The following is an 18094-nucleotide window of genomic DNA, read 5'->3' as shown; positions in this document are numbered from 1 at the left end:
ACCTTGCGCGCAGCCTCCCGTCTAACCGCGACAACCCAGCATTCCATGGAGGTCAATGATGCACTATCGTTCCATGTTCCCCGATGATCTGTTTGCCCAGCTCGATCGCTTCCAGCGCGATCTGCAGCAGGCGTTCGACATGGAGTCCAGCATCCGCGGCTTTGCCCGCGGCGGCTTTCCGGCTCTAAATGTCGGCACCACGCAAAAGAGCATCGAGATGTATGTGTTCGCACCCGGCCTGGAGCCGGGAACAATCGATGTGCAGCTGGAGCAGGGCGTGCTGACGATTGCCGGTCAGCGCACTGACGACCTGCATTCGCAGGCCCAGCGTGCGACCGTGCAGATCAACGAACGCTTTGCCGGCAGTTTTCGCCGCGTGCTCACCTTGCCCGACGAGGTGGATGCGGAATCGGTCAGCGCGCACTACCGCGACGGCGTGCTGCACATTTCGGTAGCCCGGCGCGAATCAGTGCAGCCGCGCCGCATTTCAGTTCACTAAAATGGGAGGGCAGCATGGATACAGATAAGCAAAGCCAGGCGATGGGCCAGGGCGCCGAGCCGGCGCAGGCGCAGCAGGTTGGCGACGGCCGCATGGAAGGGCAGGGCACGGGCCAGCAGGGGGCGGCAGCGGCAGGCGCGGCTGGCACGCGCAACGTGGGTGTCCTCACCCCGCCAGTGGATGTAATCGAGGACGCCGGCGGTATTACTTTGCTGGCTGACATACCGGGTGTTTCCCGCGAAAACCTTCATCTGCGCCTGGAGGCGCATAGTCTGACCATCGAGGGTGCGCTTTCGCTTGATATTCCGCAGGACATGCAGTCCCGCTATGCAGAGGTGCGGCATCAGCACTACGAGCGGACGTTTGCGCTGTCGCGCGACCTGGATGGCGCGCAAGCGACGGCGGAACTGGCACAAGGCGTGTTGAAGATCCGCATTCCCAAAACGCAGCAGGCGGCGCCACGCAAGATCCCGGTCAGCGCAGCGCCCAGGTAGCAGCGGCGCTGCGCAGCAAGGCCAGCTTACCCCAATGAGCCGAAGGCCGCCGGGCGGGCGTAGGCGCGCAGAACGTGATCGGCAGAAATGCGGTCCAGGTAGGCCGCGACAATTTGCTCGATCCTGTCGAAGTTGTCAGGATCGGCCCAGTGGCCCAGTCCATGCAGGGCGGCCTCCTGGCATGCCAGCGAATCGAGCGCGAGGACTGCTTCGAGCACATCGAACATGACGACCTCGTATCGCTTGCTTTCCGCGCCAAACGTGGCGTGAATGGGCATGATGTCGAACCACATGTAGCAAACGCTGTTCAACACGGAATGTTCTTCCTCTTTGCTGTTGCGGCATGGGGCGTCCGTGCACCGCTCTGAAAAAATGCCGCTGAAGAGATTGGATAGCGCACGCACGCAGGTCAGGCGATCCGCTTCGGGTAGCGACGGGTCTTTCAGCGTGTAAATGTCGGCCGAGCTCATCAAAAGATAGTCAAATCCGTTCCTGAGCTGTTCGTCGGAGAAACGACGCAAACTGTCCGAGGATGTATTGAACAGCCGTCTCAGGCAGGCGAGGGTGGTGCTGGCCGGCAGTTGCCATGCAAGGGCGGCATCGCTCCATGCCCAGTCGTTCCAGCCGTTGTCGTCCACAGGATGGTCGAAGCAGTGGCTGATCCAGTCTTCATAGACGGAGGAATCGGGTTCGATCGGCGCGGCGGGTATTGTCATGGTGAGGGACATTGCTGAGTTGGTGGATGCAGTGAGCCTTTCATGATCGCACGGGCGGGCTGATCGCACCACTTGCTGGCGTGGTATGGGCCCGCGGCCGCGCGAAGGCGATGGGGGCGTTTTTGCTGGCAAAGCGCTGCCGCGCTGCCCCAAAAACAGGCGCGATTGTGGCAGGAATGGCAGCAAGCTGTTGAATTTTCAGCGATTTCCAAGCTTGGCTACCTGCAATAAGTGCCTTTTGCGTGCTATACTAGTGGGTTCCTGATTCAAGCAATACCCGTACACCTTCGTACACCACGTACATTTCCGTTCTTTACGACCATGTCAAATTCTAAACGCGCAATTCGCAACATCGCCATCATCGCCCACGTTGACCACGGCAAAACCACCCTCGTGGACCAGCTGCTGCGCCAGTCTGGTACCTTCCGTGAAAACCAGGCGGTCGATACCCGCGTCATGGATTCGAACGACCTCGAAAAAGAACGCGGCATCACGATTCTGTCGAAGAACTGCGCGGTTGAATACGAAGGCACCCACATCAACATCGTTGACACCCCAGGCCACGCCGACTTCGGCGGCGAAGTCGAGCGCGTGCTGTCGATGGTGGATTCGGTGCTGCTGCTGGTCGATGCACAAGAAGGCCCGATGCCACAGACCCGTTTCGTCACGCGCAAGGCGCTGGCGCTGGGCCTGAAGCCAATCGTGGTCGTCAACAAGGTGGACCGTCCGGGCGCGCGCGCTGACTGGGCCATCAACCAGACGTTCGAACTGTTCGACAAACTGGGCGCCAGCGATGAACAGCTGGACTTCCCGATCGTCTACGCATCGGGCCTGAACGGTTACGCCGGTCTGACCGAAGACGTGCGCGAAGGCGACATGAAGCCTTTGTTCGACGCCATTCTGCAACACGTGCCAGTGCGCGATGACAATCCGGACGGCCCGCTGCAGATGCAAATCACCTCGCTCGACTACTCGTCGTACGTGGGTAAAATCGGCATTGGCCGCGTCAATCGCGGCCGCGTCAAAACCGGCCAGGACGTCGTTGTCATCAACGGTCCAGGCGGCACCCCAATCAAGGGCCGCATCAACCAGGTGCTGAATTTCAAGGGCCTGGAGCGCGTGCTGGTGGACGAAGCGGTTGCCGGCGACATTTGCCTGATCAACGGTATCGACGAAATCGGCATCGGTTCGACCCTGTGCGCACCGGACGTGCAAGAAGCGTTGCCAATGCTGACCGTCGACGAGCCAACCCTGACCATGAACTTCATGGTCAACAACTCGCCACTGGCTGGCCGCGAAGGCAAGTTCGTCACCAGCCGTCAGCTGCGTGACCGCCTCGACCGCGAACTGAAGGCCAACGTCGCCCTGCGCGTGGCACCAACCGACGACGACACCATCTTTGAAGTGTCGGGTCGCGGCGAACTGCACCTGACGATTCTGATCGAAAACATGCGCCGCGAAGGCTTCGAGCTGGCCGTGTCGCGTCCACGCGTAGTGTTCAAGATGGTCGATGGCGTGCGCCACGAGCCGTTCGAGAACCTGTCGGTTGACGTCGAAGAAGTCAACCAGGGTGGCGTGATGGAAGAATTGGGCCGTCGCCGTGGCGACCTGACCAACATGGAATCGGATGGTAAAGGCCGTGTTCGCCTTGAGTACAAGATCCCTGCACGCGGTCTGATCGGTTTCCAGGGCGAATTCATGACCCTGACCCGCGGTACCGGCCTGATGTCGCACGTGTTCGATGAATACGCGCCTGTCGACAACAGCAAGGGCGAAATGGCTGGCCGCCGCAATGGCGTGCTCATTTCGCAGGATGACGGCGCTGCCGTTGCCTACGCCATCTGGAAACTGCAAGACCGCGGCCGTATGTTCGTGGTCCACAACGACCCAGTGTACGAAGGCATGATCATCGGTATCCACTCCCGTGACAACGATCTGGTGGTCAACCCGATCAAGGGCAAGCAGCTGACCAACGTGCGTTCGTCGGGTACCGATGAAGCCGTGCGTCTGGTGCCGCCAGTCCAGATGTCGCTCGAGTACGCTGTGGAATTCATTGCTGACGACGAGCTGGTTGAAATCACGCCAAAATCGATTCGTCTGCGCAAGCGCTACCTGAAAGAGCACGAGCGCAAGAAGGCCAGCCGCGAAGCGTAAGCCGCGCCGCTCTCATCGAACCCGCTGTCCGGTTATCCGGGCAGCGGGTTTTTTATGTGTACATAGAATTAAATGTTGGTGTTGTAAAACTTCCAATTCCCTTAAATAAAATTGACGTTTGTTCATCTGGCTACGATACTTGCCGGCTGTTCAATATTTTGCGCTGTTTTGGCATGCTGATCTTTTCCTGTCACCTTTTTTGAAGTGTACTCATGACGACCAAGTTTTCACGCTTTTCCTTCGCGAGCGCCGGGTTCGCACTAGTCACGCTGCTCTCCGCCTGCGGCGGCGGCGGCGGGGCAGACCAGTCACTCAATCTGAACGGTACCGGACCGCAGTCGCCGCCGTCGGGACAGCAGCCGCCGACCACGCCAACACCAACACCCACACCAACCCAAGCGGTCAAGCCGCCCGTGGTGCTGGCCGAAACCTTTGCTGCCACCATCAATCAGGAAAATGCGCTCGACGTGCTGGCCAATGACAGCCATCCTGACCGTCTGAAGCTCGAACTGGTCAGCGTAGCAGCGCCGCTGCATGGAAGCGCGGTCATCAAGAATGGTGCCATTTCCTATACGCCGGCAGCAGGTTACGCCGGTGAAGACAAACTCAGCTACGTGGTGCGCGCCGTTGGCGGCACTGCCACCGCGACTGGCGAGCTGACGGTGGTGGTCGGTACGCCGCTGCGTCTGGCGGGCAAGCTGTCCTTGCTTGACGGCGTGGACAGTACCGTCACGGTCAAGGTGGGCGGGCGGGCGTTCACGCAAACTGTCATCAACGAACGCTTTTACGAGATCCCGGTTGTATTCGAGGCACCGGACGCGATGGTCACCATCACCGTGCAGCCCATCCGTGCCAACGACCGGTACATCAAGATGATCACTCTGGCCGGCACCGCCCGTTCGCTGCTGACGGCCAGCGCCGGCACTGGCCGCGTGCACGACGGTCAAGTGGCGGACTTGAATGTGAGTCTGGTGTCGAGTGGCCGCTACATCGCGCTGCGTGATGCGAACACCGGCCTGGTGCCGGCAAATCAGAACGCGCTGGACGTGGCCAATGGCAGAATCAATCAGGCGCAGATTTTCCAGGTGGCCGCCATGATGCGTCTGGCGACCCGTGCGCTCAGCCTGCAGCAGCCTGCCTTGCCTTTGCCAGCGGGCGTGCCCGACACGCTGGAGCTGGTGCAGAACGAGGCCACGTATGCTGTATTTGCCAAGGACGTGTACCAAAACCATGCGGACCTGATCGAACCGGCCAAGCAGGAATTGCAGCAAAACGCATTCGATTTGTCGGTGCCAAGCCTGGTGATCGATCGCGAGCGCGTCCTGATACTCGACAACGGTTTGCTGCCATCGGGTGCCAATCCCGGACTGGAAGTACGGCTGGCGCCGGGTGGCGTGGCTCAATTGTCGGTCAACAATGCGATGGTCAGTGGTACCTGGAGCAAGGACCGTGCGCTGGACATTGCGTTCAATGCCGCGCCAACGCGCAGCGGCGTGACCGTCCATGGCGATACGGGGACGTTTACGATTAATTCGGTCAAGTTGCGTCAGGTGACGGGTGGACCGAATCACGGTCTGATGGCCGTGACCAGCATCGGTTCGTTCAACTATATCGGTCGGGGTGGCGCCACCGCCGAGCCGTACGAAGAAACCGTAACCTATGCGTTTGACGCATGGGATAGCTTGCCAGCCCTGGCGGCGCAGGATATTTCCGGCAAATCGTTCGGGGGCGCGCCTGTGCTGTCGGCCGTGCCAAGTACGGGGCTGTCGCGCATCGCCTTTGCCGCCAACGGCACGGCGGTCATGCTCGAACAGCCAGGGATGAGCGTCAACTGGAGCATTGTCGATGGCAAACTGCACCTGGTGTTTGGCAATGGCACCGTCTACGACATGGCGCGCGCAACGAACCTGAGCTTGAACACGCAGCGCTGGCTGGTGCGTTACAGCACGCCAACCGAAATGCGCACCTACGGCGTGAACATGGTGGAAATGCAGCCCGGCCTCGCGTTTTCTGCCGCGCAGGCGGCGCAAACCTGGAGTCTGGGCATTTCGGACCTCAGCGGCGCTTATTTCATCAAGCTGCGCGCTGACCAGAACGGTCTCGAAACGATCCTCAATCCCGACGGGACCAGTCGCGACGTGACCACCAATTCCTGGCTGCTCGACAATGGCCGTCTGGTCATTAACGTCTATCGTCGCGCCAACGGTTCGCGGATTGGCGTGTGCCCGCCAGGCGAGACCTGCACGCTGCAGTCACAACGCGACTGGACCTTGCTGCGTGATGACGGCAACAGCATTACCGTGCTGGACAACTACACCAACCAGTCGAACCTGGGGCGGGTGCTGGTCTATTACCATCACAATTTGTAGTGCATTGCACTGGGGCGCAGCCAGCGCCCCTGGTCGCGCCGCCCGCTGTCGCCGTCTGGCCCAGCGGGCTTTTCTTGCCTGCCAGCCCGATCCCCCTCAAGTGCGCTATCATAACGGCCTCGTTCGCCATTGCCGGTAGCGGCAAGGGCGAAAACCGTTGTGGAATATGAAATAAAATGGAATCTGGAACCAGTCTTGCGGGTGCGCCTGCCGTCGAAACCACAGGGCAACGCGGCCTGCCTGCGCGCACCTTGTCGGTTGCCCCCATGATGGACTGGACCGACCGTCATTGCCGCGTGTTCCACCGTCAAATCACCCGCCATACCTGGCTCTACACCGAGATGGTGACCACCGGCGCCCTGGTGTATGGCGATGTGGAGCGGCATCTGCGCTTCAACGAAGAAGAACATCCCGTTGCCCTGCAGCTGGGCGGCAGCGATCCGGCCGACCTGGCTACCAGCGCCAGGCTGGGCCAGCAGTGGGGGTACGACGAGATCAACCTCAATTGCGGCTGCCCGTCGGAACGGGTGCAGAAGGGCGCCTTTGGCGCTTGCCTGATGGCCGAACCGCAACTGGTGGCCGACTGTGTCAAGGCCATGCGTGACGCCGTCACCATTGACGTGACCGTCAAACACCGGATTGGCATTGACCGCAACGAGGACTACGCCTTTGTGCGCGACTTTGTTGGCACGATCGCCGATGCCGGTTGCAAGACATTCATCGTGCATGCCCGCAATGCCATTCTGAAAGGGCTCTCGCCCAAGGAAAACCGCGAGATTCCACCGCTCAAGTACGAGGTGGCTTACCAGCTCAAGCGCGAGTTTCCGGATCTGGAAATCATCATCAACGGCGGCATCAAGTCCGATGACGAGATTGCCACCCATTTGCAGCATGTCGACGGCGTGATGCTGGGACGCGAGGCGTATCACAACCCGTATGCGATGGCCAGCTACGATGGCCGTTTTTACGGCGACGACAGCGCCGTCAAATCGCGCGAGCAAGTGCTCGAGGCGATGATTCCCTACATTCAGGCACAGCTGGACCTGCACGCCAGCCGCGGCCTGAAGCTCAATTCGATCACCCGCCACATGCTGGGACTGATGGCAGGCCTGCCGGGCGCACGCGCGTTCCGCCAGACCATGTCCGATCCCAAGAAGCTGGCCGGGGCCGATCCCCGTTTGTTGCTCGAAGCAGCAGCGCGCATGCGTAGCAGCGCGGAGTAAGCAAACACCCCACATCGCCCTCGCGCAGGCGGGGGCCCATTCCACCTCGCCGAGGTTGTTCAGCGTGGTATAGGGGGCTCGCATGCGAGCCCGCCTCCGCGAGGGCGATGTCGTTTTAGCTACCGGTTTTCTCCGGTAATTATCGGTCCAACAAGCTGTCCATTTATAATTCTTTTAAGTAATTATAGTTTCCTTTATACAATCACAATAAAATGTGTTGTTCTAGCGAAACAATGCGTGCAAGCGGCGATATTTTTGCATCCGCAGTCATTTTTTTGATTTATCCTGACTGAAATACGCAGATATCCACATCGTGGGTTTCTTCCAAACGGCGCGCCAAAAGTGCCCGTTGATGCGGCCAAAAATCCATCCATCGCAGCTTTTAAAAGACACGTCTATGAATTTATCCAACATGAAGGTCGGTATCCGTCTCGGCCTCGGCTTTTGCCTGGTCCTGTTCTTCCTGGTCGCGGTCACCTGCGTGGGTATTTACAACATGAAGTTGATTCAGGACCGCCTGGACAACGTCGTGGGCGTGAACAACGTCGTCAACCGCCTGGTGATCAATATGCGCGCCAACGTGGGCGACCGCATCACCTCGCTGCGCATTCTGACCCTGCTGTCCGAGCCGGACGACATGGCGCCGGAAATGAAGCGCGTGAGCGAGCTGGCGGCGGCCTACGATGTCGACCAGAAGAAGCTGACCGAAAAGTTCGACAGCGAGGCCAGCACCACGGCCCAGGAAAAGGACTTGCTCAAGCAAATCAAGGAACATGAAGCGGTGGCCATGCCTGCCATCGCCAAGGCATCGGAAATGTGGCTCGGTGGTAAAGCCGAAGACGCGACCAAGGTCTTGATCCGCGAAATTCGCCCGGCCCAGAAAAAATGGATGGCGGCACTGGAACAATTGGCAGTGCTGGAAGAAAAAGCAACCGCACAAGCCGCGGCCGACGCCGGCGGTGCGTACAGCCTGGCACGCAATACCATGCTGGGGCTAGGCGGCCTGGCCGTCTTCCTGGGCGTTCTGGCTGCTGTGGCCATTACCCGCGGCCTGATCAAGCAGCTTGGCGGCGAACCCGATTACACGGCTCGCATTGCCAGCAGCATCGCCCACGGCGACCTGTCGGTGTCGATTGATACCACCCGCGCCGCCAAAGGCAGCCTGCTGATGGAAGTGCGTGAAATGCGCAACAGCCTGAAAGATATCGTGGGCCAGGTCCGCGTGGGTACCGAAACCATCGGCACCGCATCGCGTGAAATCGCCGCCGGCAATATCGATCTGTCCTCGCGCACCGAAATGCAAGCGAGCTCGCTGGAAAAGACCGCGTCGGCCATGGAAGAGCTGACCTCGACCGTCAAACAGAATGCCGACAATGCCCGCGAAGCCAACCTGCTGGCCGCGACCGCATCGGACGTGGCACGCAAGGGTGGCGAAGTGGTGTCGCAAGTGGTTGACACCATGGGCTCGATCAACACCTCGGCCAACAAGATTGTCGACATCATCGGCGTGATCGATGGCATCGCGTTCCAGACCAACATTCTGGCCTTGAACGCGGCCGTGGAAGCGGCCCGTGCCGGCGAACAAGGCCGCGGCTTTGCCGTGGTGGCGTCCGAAGTACGCAACCTGGCCCAGCGCAGCGCCGCTGCCGCCAAGGAAATCAAGACCCTGATTGGCGATTCGGTCGAGAAGGTCGAACGCGGCAGCAAGCTGGTCGGCCAGGCCGGCGTGACGATGGATGAAGTCGTTGCCAGCGTCAAGCGCGTGACCGACATCATGAGCGAGATTTCCAACGCCAGCCAGGAGCAGAGCGCCGGGATCGAACAGGTCAACCGTTCGATCATCGAGATGGATGCCATGACCCAGCAAAATGCCGCGCTGGTGGAAGAAGCGGCCGCTGCCGCCCAGAGTCTGCAAGACCAGGCCAGCGAACTGGCCCATGTGGTCAGCGTCTTCAAGCTGGTCGACGGCGAGCAAGCGCAGACGGTACAGCATTCGGTCCTGGAAACGGCGCCGGTCGCCTCGGCCACCAAGCCGGCCGCACGTCCGGCTGCCAAGGCCAAGCCAGCGCTCAAGCGCCCGGCAGCAGCGCCAGCCGCCGCGCCCGCCGCCAAGCCCAAGAAAATTGCCAGCGCCGCCAGCAGCGACGAGTGGGAAGAGTTCTGATTCGCAGTCTTTAGCTTGTTCGAAGTCGAAGTGGAGGGGATTATGAATACCAATGCGCGTTATCTCAGTGTTCTTGCAGCGTTGACGATGTCGGTCATGGGCAGTGCAGCCATGGCGGCCGAAGTTCCCGCCGTCTTTAACGCGGCCGCCTGCAAGGCCGAATATCCGAAAGCCTCGCTGATGAACGAGGAACAGGGGACGGTATCCATGTCCTTCCTGATCGCCCCGGACGGCAGTGTGGTCGAGTCGAAGCTGGAAAAAACCAGCGGCTTCAAGAATTTGGACAAGGCGGCCATCAAATCGATTTCCGCCTGCAAGTTCAAGCCTGGCACCAAGGATGGCGCACCCGCGCAAACCTGGACCAAAGTCGACTACGCCTGGAAGCTCGACTAAGTTTTCGCTGTACCGGCCTGGCCTGCACATCTGGCCGGGCCGCCTTCCTTCAGCCGCGCGCTGCTTGCCCGGCCACACTGTTACGCTCCCTGTGTTGTCAACTTCTTCAGCTGGACAGGAAGCTCATCATGCGCCCCTTTTCCTTCGTTTGCGGCCTCGCCGCGCTGGCACTGGCGGGCTGCGCCAGTGCGCCGCCGGATCCGCCGGTTTCTTTGATCAATAGCCTGTCGTTTGATAATCCCATGAGCGGCAAGCGCGATGGCTTGCGTTCGGCCTGGCCTGTGCACAGCCTGACCGGCAGCAGCGAGCACTTTCCCCTGGCCCAGTTGCGCCAGTGCGATGCCGCGGGCAACTGTAGCTGGGGCGTGCTGCGCGCGCAGCGCAGTTTCGGCACCGTGCGTGCGGTTGACGGCGGCGTGTCGCTCGAGCTCGATTTGATGGTTGATGTCGACCGCAGCCAGCACGCGGCCACGCCGCAGCAGAACGGCAGCATGACCATCCCGGCCAATGTGGGTGCGCTGCAGGCCAGGCAGCATGTGCAGCGCGCGCTGTTCCTGCCCTATGGCAAAGTAGAAACCATCACGCTCGACTTTGGCGTGCGCTTTGATTTGTGCGCGTTCCGACTCGATGCCGCGCGCCAGCCCACCGACCAGTGCGACCTGCCTTATTTTTGATTTATAAACTATTTCGTTTACTTATTGATGGGCTGATCGTATAGTCAGGGCATGCACACCAAGCTCCTGATTGCCGCCGCCTGTCTGCTGGGCCTGTTTGCCACGATAGGCGCATCGCTGCCGTACCCCATCTTGCCACCGCTGTTTGCCTCTGGCGCCAGCAATGGCTTGAATTCTTTCATGGGTTTGCCGCCCAAATTTTTGTTTGGCCTGGCCCTGACCATCAATCCGCTGGGTCTCTTGATTGGCAATGCGCTGCTGGGCCCGCTGTCCGACCGCTACGGGCGCCGCCCCATGCTGCTGTTGACGGCGCTGGGCGCGGCGATCGGCCACGCCGTCACGGCCGGGGCCTTGCTGGTCGAATCCTACCCCCTGTTCATTGTGGCGCGCTTTGGCACCGGCCTGATGGAAGGCAATGGCGCCGTGGCACGCGCGCTGCTGGCCGACAAGCTCGAGGGCGATCTGCGCGTGCGCGCCCTGTCATGGCTGAACGGGGCGTTTTACATGGGCTGGCTGGCCGGGCCCTTGCTGGCGGGCGCCACGCTGGTGTTTGGCATCACAGTGCCGTTCTGGATCGCCTGCGGCGCCCTGGTGCTGACCGCCGCGATGGTGGCGCTGGCCTTGCCGCAGGAAGCGCCGTCCAAAGCGACCAGCGCCTGGTGGCAGGTGGCACGCGACCAGCATGCTTTTAATTTGCTGCGCCATACCGAACTGCGCATGCTGTTCATTGTCCAACTGGCGTACACCTGCGGCGTGACGGCGTTCTACGAGTTCTATCCCCTGTGGCTGGTGGAGGTGGCGGGCTATGGGGCCACGGGTATTGCCTGGCTCACGGCGGCGCTGTGCGGCCTCATGACGCTCACATCGCTGGTGGCAGGGCGGCCCAGCGCCATTGCACCCTTGCGCCGCGCAGCCTGGAATGCCACCGCGGTGGCCGCCACTGTGGCCCTGGTTGCGGTGGGCAACGTGTGGGTCGGCATTGCCGCCATCGTCCTGTTTGGCATTCCCAACGCGTTTTACAACGCGGTGGTGCCAGGCTGGTGCGCCGAACGCTTTGGCAGCTTTGGCCATGGCGCCGTCATGGGCTTGCTGTCGACCACCTTCTGCCTGGCCAACATCCTGATGGCGCTGGCCGGTTCCGTACTGACCCTGCTCGATACCCGCCTGATTTTACTGCTGGGCGCGGCACTTGCTGCCTGGGCAGGCTGGCGCTTGCGCGGCTGGCGCGTGCAAATGGCCGGACCAGCCGCCGGGGTGGCGCCATGAAATCGTCCGAACAGATTCTGTTCTTGCTGAAAACGCGCGGGCCATCCAGCACACAGGCGCTGGCCAGCGCGCTGGCGATTACCTCGATGGGCGCGCGGCGCCAGCTCGAAGCGGCCCACGAAAAAGGACTGGTCAGTTTCGACGAGGTGGCTGACAAGGTGGGCCGGCCGTCCCGCCGCTGGGTGCTGACGGCCGCAGGCCATGCGCGTTTCCCGGACCGCCATGCCGACCTGACCGTGCAGTTGATCCTGCAAGCGCGCAGCGTGTTTGGCGAAGCGGGACTGGACCAGCTCATTGCCGCGCGCGATCAAGCGATCGAAGCCAATTACCGCATGGAAGTGGCGGATCAGCCGGATCTGGCGGCCAAGGTTGATGCGCTGGCACGGCTGCGCGATGCGGAGGGCTATATGGCCGAGACGGAACAGTGTGCCGATGGCAGCGTGCTGCTGGTCGAGAACCATTGCCCGATCTGCGCGGCGGCGCGCGAATGCCAGAATTTCTGCCGCGCCGAACTGGCCATTTTCCAGCGTGTACTGGGCGACGAGTGCCAGGTTGAACGGGCCGAGCATCTGCTGTCCGGCGGGCGCCGCTGTGTGTACCGCATCCGGCCCGCCAGCAGCGGGTAGAATGCCGGCATGCATGTCGGCCCGACCACACCCATCACCTTGCGCCCGGCCCAGGCCAGCGATGCCGCCGGCATTGCCGACCTGTTTATCCAGCTTGGCTACGACACGCCCCTGTCCCATCTGCAGCAACAATTAAGCTGCGCCGGCGCCGAGGTGACCGTGGCCATGGACCATGGCGCGCTGGTCGGGGTGCTGGTCATGCATCTGTTTGCCCCCTTGCATGTGGCCCGTCCCTGGGCTGTGATTTCAGCGCTGGTGGTCGATGCCACCTGGCGTTCGCAGGGCGCTGGCGCGGCGCTGGTTGCGCATGCACAGCAATGGGCCCAAGCGCGCAACTGTGCGCACCTGGAACTGGCCTGCAGCGAAAAACGCACCGAGGCACATCGCTTTTACCTCACGCAAGGCTTCCAGGAAGTGCGCAAACGTTTCGTAAAACGCTTCTGACTGCCAGAAAAGTAAGCAATGTGTAGCATTTTGTGCAAACACTTGCTCAAAAGGATTGTTAATACTGCTACACTAGGCCCCTTTCCTGGCGCGACCGTCGGTAATCTGCGCCATTTGCAGTCAACATCGCCGATCCGTGCTTCCCTTGTTTTAGAGTCATCAGGAAGACCCATGAGTGCAGGACAGTTCACGCTGAGCGCCGCGTCCGACCTTACCCAGTACGCCGTGCAGGCCGATATTCTCGACGCCGAGCATCAGTTCGAAGCGGTGCACAGCCGCGCCGGCGGCGCCCTGCTGTTTTTCATTGGCAGTGGCGAAGCGCTGTGCGTGGCCAAGGAAGAGTCGGGGCGCGAACATGGATGGGCACGGTCCGATCTGTCCAGCGGCCAGACCCGGCGCGATTTTCCGTGGGGTGCCAGCTGCAAGCAGTTCGCTGCCGTGCAAGGCGAGTCCGGCGCCATTGACCTGGCCATGGTGCTGTCCGATGGCAGCGATGACCACCTCTACCTCAGCCTGGGCAATTCCGATGCCGATACCAGCTGGACCGATGCGCCCGGCTGGTTGCCCTGTCCCTACAATGCGGAAGACAGCGCGGCGCCGGAGCCGCTGCACATTGCCAGGGTCTTCATCAGCGACGCCAGCGACCGCTACGAAATCGCGATCGATATCATCGCCAACCCGGGCGCGCGCGAACTGGTCCTGCGCCGCTACTATCTGGATTTAAGCACGCCCAGCCATCCGACCTGGATTGCCCACGCCAGCGCTGCGGCGCCCCTGCTGGACGGCTTTGCCAGCGTATTGGGCCGCGCGGACTGCAGCGAGGGCGTGTACACCCTGTCAGGCGGCAATGGGTTGCGCCGATTGCAGTACAGCAGCTTGCACGGTGCGGGCGGGCAGGTCACGCCAGCGCCGGTCGCACTGCGCTTGCCAGGCGACCAGGTGCCGGAGGCGATCGCCGCCTGCCGCAACGTCGACAACAGCACCGATCTGTACGTGGCGGCCCAGGGCGGCCTGTATATGTTTGCCGCCGGCAGCCCGCGCGAAGCCCAGGCCGTGCACCTGGCACAGGCCCCCTTGTTCGAGCAGGTGCGCAGCCTGCGCGCACTGCGGGCGGGCGAGCGCGTGGTGGTATGGGGTTTGCGCGCCGACGGCAGCCTGTTCTACCTGAGCTGCGCCCAAGGCCAGGCGGCCGACCCCGGCGCCTGGAGCAAACCCTTGTGCATGCTGGCTGGCGTGAGCGCCTTTTCGCCGTTCTACGACCGCCTGCATGGCGCACTGGTGCTGCTGGCGCGCGGCGCCGACGGCCTGCTGAAATCGGTCAAGTCGCCCGTGACCGGCTTGTGGAACCGGCGCCGCATCATGCTGCCGCCGTCGAACTTGCTGCAGCAGGCATGCAGCAGTTCTGCCTACGTCACTTGCATTCGCGTCAGCGATGAGAACGGCATGCCCGTGCCACACGCGGCTGTACAGCTCAGTGCGAGCAGTGTGACTTCGGTGCATATCAATGGCTTGTACCGGATGGTGGGGCCGGTGGCCCTGAGCGTGCTCACCGATGCCCACGGTGCCCTGCACATTGTGGATCATGTGAGCGGCCTGGCGGGCGCGCGCTTCGAAGTGCGCGCCGGCGCCTGCAGCCTGATGGTCAACCCGATGGAGCAAGCCTTTCAGACCGCCGCCGGCATGGCCGACGATGCCTCGCTTGGCAAGGCTTACCTGGCGCTGGGCAGCCAGAATGCCGCGCGCGCCAAGCCTGGGACAGCTGCGCCGGCCGCGTTTCCGCATGCCGTGCATGGCGACGTGGGCGATCTGTTCAGCTGGCTGGAATGCGGCACAGCCACCCACGCCCGGATCGTGCACGACAGCGCGACCGGTCTGTGGCATCTGCTGGCCACCATTGGCGGACAGTTATTCCACGGCGTGCTCGACTGCATCGAGAAGATCGTGGCCGCCACCCTGTGGGTGATTGGCTCGGTCAAGGGCAGCGTGGCTGAGCCTGGTGGCCTGCAGGCAGTGCCGGTGGCCGCCCTGCGCCGCGCCGCCCTGTGAGGGCCGTGGCCGCCCTAGTTGACTGAGGCGAGCTTGGCGCGCCGCGCTTCCTGGCGCCGGTCGTAGTTTTCGATCAGCAGTTCTTGCGCCAGCTCGTCGCCGATGCCGCGCAGCTTGAGGAAGCGCTGGGCTGCATCGCTGCCAAAAGCACGTTGCAAAGCAGCAGCTTCGGTAATCTGGGAGGCGGTTTGGTGATCCTGGCGGCGCTCCTGCTGGCGGCGTTCCATCTCGTCCATGTTGTTCTCCTCGGTAGGTGATGTCTTTATAGCACGAGAAAGCGCTGCACGGTTGAAAGCGCGGCCTGCATCGCCACGCCGTAATACTGAAGCAGAGGAAATAAGGGATTGGAAACGATATCGCTGCTGCTATGCGTGGCGTCGTGCCCACAGTTGCCGCAAGTGTGACGGCGGTGGGGGCGCTCGGCAAAGCTGCCCAGATCGAGATGCGGATGGCCGCAGTGCCGGCAATCGACGCAACCGAGTTGGCGGCCCTGCGCCATGGCATCGAGCAGCGCCGTGACGGCAGGCGGCGTCAGGTTCACCTGCACGATGTCAGCGTTGGCAAACAAGCCGCTGCGGTGGTCGTAGCGCAGCGCCAGCGCCGCACTGGCCTGGGGGAGGGTGGGGCGCAGGGTCAGGTCGATGAGCTGTGGCTGGCGCACATAAGCCATGGCGCAATCGGCGGCAGCACAGCGCTGTTCGCCTTGTTCGGCCAGCGCTTGCAGATCGGCCTTGGTGCCCCAGTAATGCTGGTGACTGCGGCACCAGGCGCGCGCTGCGCCATTGCGGTATTTGCCGGCGGCGACCAGGTGGCAGCCGATGCGCGCGTCGTCACCCTGGTGCGCCGGAAATACCCCATGTACCGCCGCGCTGCTGACCGTGATGTGGCCCACCGTTGCCGCGTGCGGCCAGAAGATCGGCAGCGCTTGCGCCATTAATCGGCATGCGCGGTGTACAAGCCGCCGTTGCCGTCTGGCAGCCAGGTTTCAGCCAGGTCGGAGCTGACATCGAAAAAGCCCAGCGCATGCTTGCCGGCCAGGCGGAATACCGCTTCCCATGCAGCGTCCACATTGTCCCAGCCGAAGGTCATATAGATCAGGGCACTGCCGATGGTGTAGTCGGTGCCGTTGCCATCGTCTTCCAGCAGCGGCGGGAAAATCTGGGCGATTTCTTCATAGAAGGCACGCAGGGCAGGGCCGCAGACGGCCGCGTCATCGTAGCCGTGATCTTCCTTCCATTCGGATTGCGCGTCATACCAGTCGAGAAAGGGGCCGCGCTTTTTGGCCGGCGCGGCAGCGGGGGTGAAGACCATCAAGTCGTAGCTCATTCGACATTCCATGTGGGCGAGGGCTTGATTTTACCCGCGGGCGGGCGGCCCGATATGAAAAAAGCCGGCACAAGGCCGGCTTTCAGTTCAGACAGAAAAGACTGTCTTAGAAGCTGACGCGCAAGCCGAAGCCGATGTTCTGGGCTTTCAGGTGGCCGCCGTCTTCTTTCACGACTTTGCCGAAGTTTTCGTACTGAGCAATTGCCACAACTTCCGGGGTGATTGCGTACGACACGCCGAAGCCCAGAACTGGGCTGGTCTGGCGGGTTTTTTCGGAAACTTCACCGGCAGCCGAGAAACGGGTGCTGGTCGAAGCAACGCCAACCTTGGCGGTCAGAGCGAACTTGTCGTTCAGTGGGAACGAACCGGTTGCTGCCAGGTAGGTCACTTGTGGCTCGATGGTGAAGGTGACGTCGTCAGCGGTTGGACGCAGCTTGTTCAGCCACACGTAGCCAACTTCGGCGCCGAAGTTTTTGGTGATCTGGTAGCCACCGAATACCGAACCCGACACATCGTGGTCTTTGACCGAACCGATGTCTTCGATGGTTGCTTTCTGGTGAGCATAGCCCACGGTGCCGCCCAGGTAGGCTTGTGCGTGTGCAGCAACTGGAGCGATGGAGGCAGCTGCGATCAGAGCGATCAGAAGATTCTTTTTCATGGATATCCCAAATAAAGGTTATTGCTGTCTCTCGAATGGACAGCGGGCTACATTATATACAAGCAAGCCAAACCCTGCACCGTGGTGGTGCTTTTATTGTTGTTTTTGGGAAAATCAATTTATATGTATAACAAGATTTGGCGCATGTGCATATGCGGAAAAGCTGGCGCCAATGGCCACTACCAAAGCTTCCACCACGGTTTTTTGTCGCCGTTGGCGGCGTACACAAGTTGCATCACTGGATCTTTCGCACCAAAGTGTGACGGGCAATACTGGACGCGAATTTTTTCACTTGCGCTCTCACCGACGGTGTCGCCATCCCTGATGACCATGCCGTTTTCCAGGAGGTAGTGCGTGATCGCCTCGAATCGCTTCCTTAACTCGGCAGGCGACTCGGCCGCCAACTGGGCTTCCATCTCCATCAGCCCCAGCGCGGCCAAGCCCGTGGTAAAGCCCGCACTGTGCGTTTTGCCATCGTTCCAGCCAACCCGGTAGTCGACCCAGATGGGCAGGGGCGCACCGTGCGGGATGACCTCGGTGGCAAAGTCGGCGAACAGGTTCTTTGGCACAAGCAGGGCTGCATTGGTCCAGAACACGCCAAGCGATTGCGGGGGACGCCATGGCGGCAGCGGTCACCTGGGTCAGCAGCACGGACAGGGGCACAGGCAGGAGCTGCCCGCTCACCGTGACAATCGCATGACAGAGGTGCTGCCGTGCATCAGCGGCGGCATCTGGCCAGAGGAGGCTGCTTGCACATGGTCCTTCCAGATCCGACCAGGGAATCGGCGCGGGCATGATGCCGATGACGACATCGGCTGCGCCGATCCGAAGGGCAATCGTCGCGTCCGTCTGCGCAATGTCCGCAACCGGCGCCAGCTCTGGCCAGTGCGTGCGCAGTGCGGCCGTGAAGTCGCCCGCGGCAAAGGAGGGCGCCGCGTTAAAAAGAATCATGGACATTTGTAGCGGCATGGGCGATTCCGTCGGGTCCAGGTATGCAAGTTGTAAAGCATAAAACGAAAAAAGCCTCGATTCCTGAGGAAAC

At 61.6% G+C, this 18094-nt stretch carries 18 protein-coding genes; 12 read left to right on the top strand and 6 right to left on the bottom strand.

The window, feature by feature from the left end; all coding sequences use genetic code 11:
* The first annotated feature begins 58 nt into the window (after nucleotides 1-58).
* Nucleotides 59-499, top strand: coding sequence for an Hsp20/alpha crystallin family protein (locus BUC24_RS16940; RefSeq protein ID WP_073220267.1), 441 nt, complete (start codon nucleotides 59-61; stop codon nucleotides 497-499).
* A gap of 14 nt (nucleotides 500-513) precedes the next feature.
* The gene (locus BUC24_RS16935) at nucleotides 514-993 is read left to right on the top strand and encodes an Hsp20/alpha crystallin family protein (RefSeq protein ID WP_229448255.1); all 480 of its coding nucleotides are present in this window, start codon (nucleotides 514-516) and stop codon (nucleotides 991-993) included.
* A gap of 26 nt (nucleotides 994-1019) precedes the next feature.
* On the opposite strand, the gene BUC24_RS16930 is transcribed toward BUC24_RS16935, so the two are convergent.
* A complete protein-coding gene (locus tag BUC24_RS16930; RefSeq protein ID WP_073218710.1) occupies nucleotides 1020-1721 on the bottom strand; it encodes a hypothetical protein in 702 nt (233 codons plus the stop codon).
* 309 nt (nucleotides 1722-2030) lie between these two features.
* Between BUC24_RS16930 and typA the strand changes: the two genes are divergently transcribed.
* The 10 genes from typA (at nucleotide 2031) to BUC24_RS16880 (ending at nucleotide 15068) form a co-directional block, all read left to right on the top strand.
* Nucleotides 2031-3863, top strand: coding sequence for a translational GTPase TypA (gene typA / locus BUC24_RS16925; RefSeq protein WP_073218707.1), 1833 nt, complete (start codon nucleotides 2031-2033; stop codon nucleotides 3861-3863).
* Between the two features lie 212 nt (nucleotides 3864-4075).
* Nucleotides 4076-6232, top strand: coding sequence for an Ig-like domain-containing protein (locus BUC24_RS16920; protein ID WP_073218703.1), 2157 nt, complete (start codon nucleotides 4076-4078; stop codon nucleotides 6230-6232).
* A gap of 176 nt (nucleotides 6233-6408) precedes the next feature.
* On the top strand, nucleotides 6409-7455 hold the full coding sequence (gene dusA / locus BUC24_RS16915; RefSeq protein ID WP_178372562.1) for a tRNA dihydrouridine(20/20a) synthase DusA: 1047 nt from the start codon (nucleotides 6409-6411) through the stop codon (nucleotides 7453-7455).
* A gap of 397 nt (nucleotides 7456-7852) precedes the next feature.
* Nucleotides 7853-9619 (top strand): methyl-accepting chemotaxis protein, encoded by a 1767-nt coding sequence (locus tag BUC24_RS16910; RefSeq protein WP_083598964.1) that lies wholly within the window; start codon nucleotides 7853-7855, stop codon nucleotides 9617-9619.
* Between the two features lie 42 nt (nucleotides 9620-9661).
* Nucleotides 9662-10012: an energy transducer TonB gene (locus BUC24_RS16905; RefSeq protein WP_073218697.1), complete on the top strand. Its 351-nt coding sequence runs from the start codon at nucleotides 9662-9664 to the stop codon at nucleotides 10010-10012.
* 128 nt (nucleotides 10013-10140) lie between these two features.
* Nucleotides 10141-10686, top strand: coding sequence for a hypothetical protein (locus tag BUC24_RS16900; protein ID WP_073218693.1), 546 nt, complete (start codon nucleotides 10141-10143; stop codon nucleotides 10684-10686).
* Between the two features lie 51 nt (nucleotides 10687-10737).
* Complete coding sequence (locus BUC24_RS16895) at nucleotides 10738-11952, top strand: MFS transporter (protein WP_073218690.1); 1215 nt, start codon at nucleotides 10738-10740, stop codon at nucleotides 11950-11952.
* Nucleotides 11949-12578 (top strand): helix-turn-helix transcriptional regulator, encoded by a 630-nt coding sequence (locus BUC24_RS16890; protein ID WP_073218687.1) that lies wholly within the window; start codon nucleotides 11949-11951, stop codon nucleotides 12576-12578. The genes BUC24_RS16895 and BUC24_RS16890 overlap by 4 nt, the downstream gene beginning before the upstream one ends.
* A 9-nt stretch (nucleotides 12579-12587) precedes the next feature.
* Nucleotides 12588-13022, top strand: coding sequence for a GNAT family N-acetyltransferase (locus BUC24_RS16885; RefSeq protein WP_073218684.1), 435 nt, complete (start codon nucleotides 12588-12590; stop codon nucleotides 13020-13022).
* Nucleotides 13023-13193: 171 nt separating this feature from the next.
* Nucleotides 13194-15068, top strand: a complete 1875-nt coding sequence (locus tag BUC24_RS16880) for a hypothetical protein (protein WP_073218683.1) — start codon at nucleotides 13194-13196, stop codon at nucleotides 15066-15068.
* Between the two features lie 14 nt (nucleotides 15069-15082).
* Here BUC24_RS16880 and BUC24_RS16875 read toward each other — a convergent pair whose 3' ends face one another.
* From BUC24_RS16875 to BUC24_RS16855, 5 genes are all read right to left on the bottom strand, one after another.
* Nucleotides 15083-15304: a hypothetical protein gene (locus BUC24_RS16875; RefSeq protein ID WP_073218680.1), complete on the bottom strand. Its 222-nt coding sequence runs from the start codon at nucleotides 15302-15304 to the stop codon at nucleotides 15083-15085.
* Nucleotides 15305-15330: 26 nt separating this feature from the next.
* On the bottom strand, nucleotides 15331-16002 hold the full coding sequence (locus BUC24_RS16870; protein ID WP_073218677.1) for a hypothetical protein: 672 nt from the start codon (nucleotides 16000-16002) through the stop codon (nucleotides 15331-15333).
* Nucleotides 16002-16394 carry a hypothetical protein gene (locus BUC24_RS16865; RefSeq protein WP_073218674.1) on the bottom strand — a complete coding sequence of 131 codons (393 nt, stop codon included), beginning with the start codon at nucleotides 16392-16394 and terminating at the stop codon, nucleotides 16002-16004. The genes BUC24_RS16870 and BUC24_RS16865 overlap by 1 nt, the downstream gene beginning before the upstream one ends.
* 106 nt (nucleotides 16395-16500) lie before the next feature.
* Nucleotides 16501-17052: an outer membrane beta-barrel protein gene (locus BUC24_RS16860; RefSeq protein WP_073218672.1), complete on the bottom strand. Its 552-nt coding sequence runs from the start codon at nucleotides 17050-17052 to the stop codon at nucleotides 16501-16503.
* A gap of 179 nt (nucleotides 17053-17231) precedes the next feature.
* Nucleotides 17232-17621, bottom strand: a complete 390-nt coding sequence (locus BUC24_RS16855) for a DUF4261 domain-containing protein (protein WP_178372561.1) — start codon at nucleotides 17619-17621, stop codon at nucleotides 17232-17234.
* Nucleotides 17622-18094 lie beyond the last annotated feature (473 nt).

Source organism: Massilia sp. CF038 (assembly GCF_900129765.1).
Lineage (GTDB): Bacteria > Pseudomonadota > Gammaproteobacteria > Burkholderiales > Burkholderiaceae_D > Telluria_A.
The sequence above is the reverse complement of the archived record's forward strand: the minus strand, read 5'-3'. Positions and strand labels throughout refer to the sequence as shown.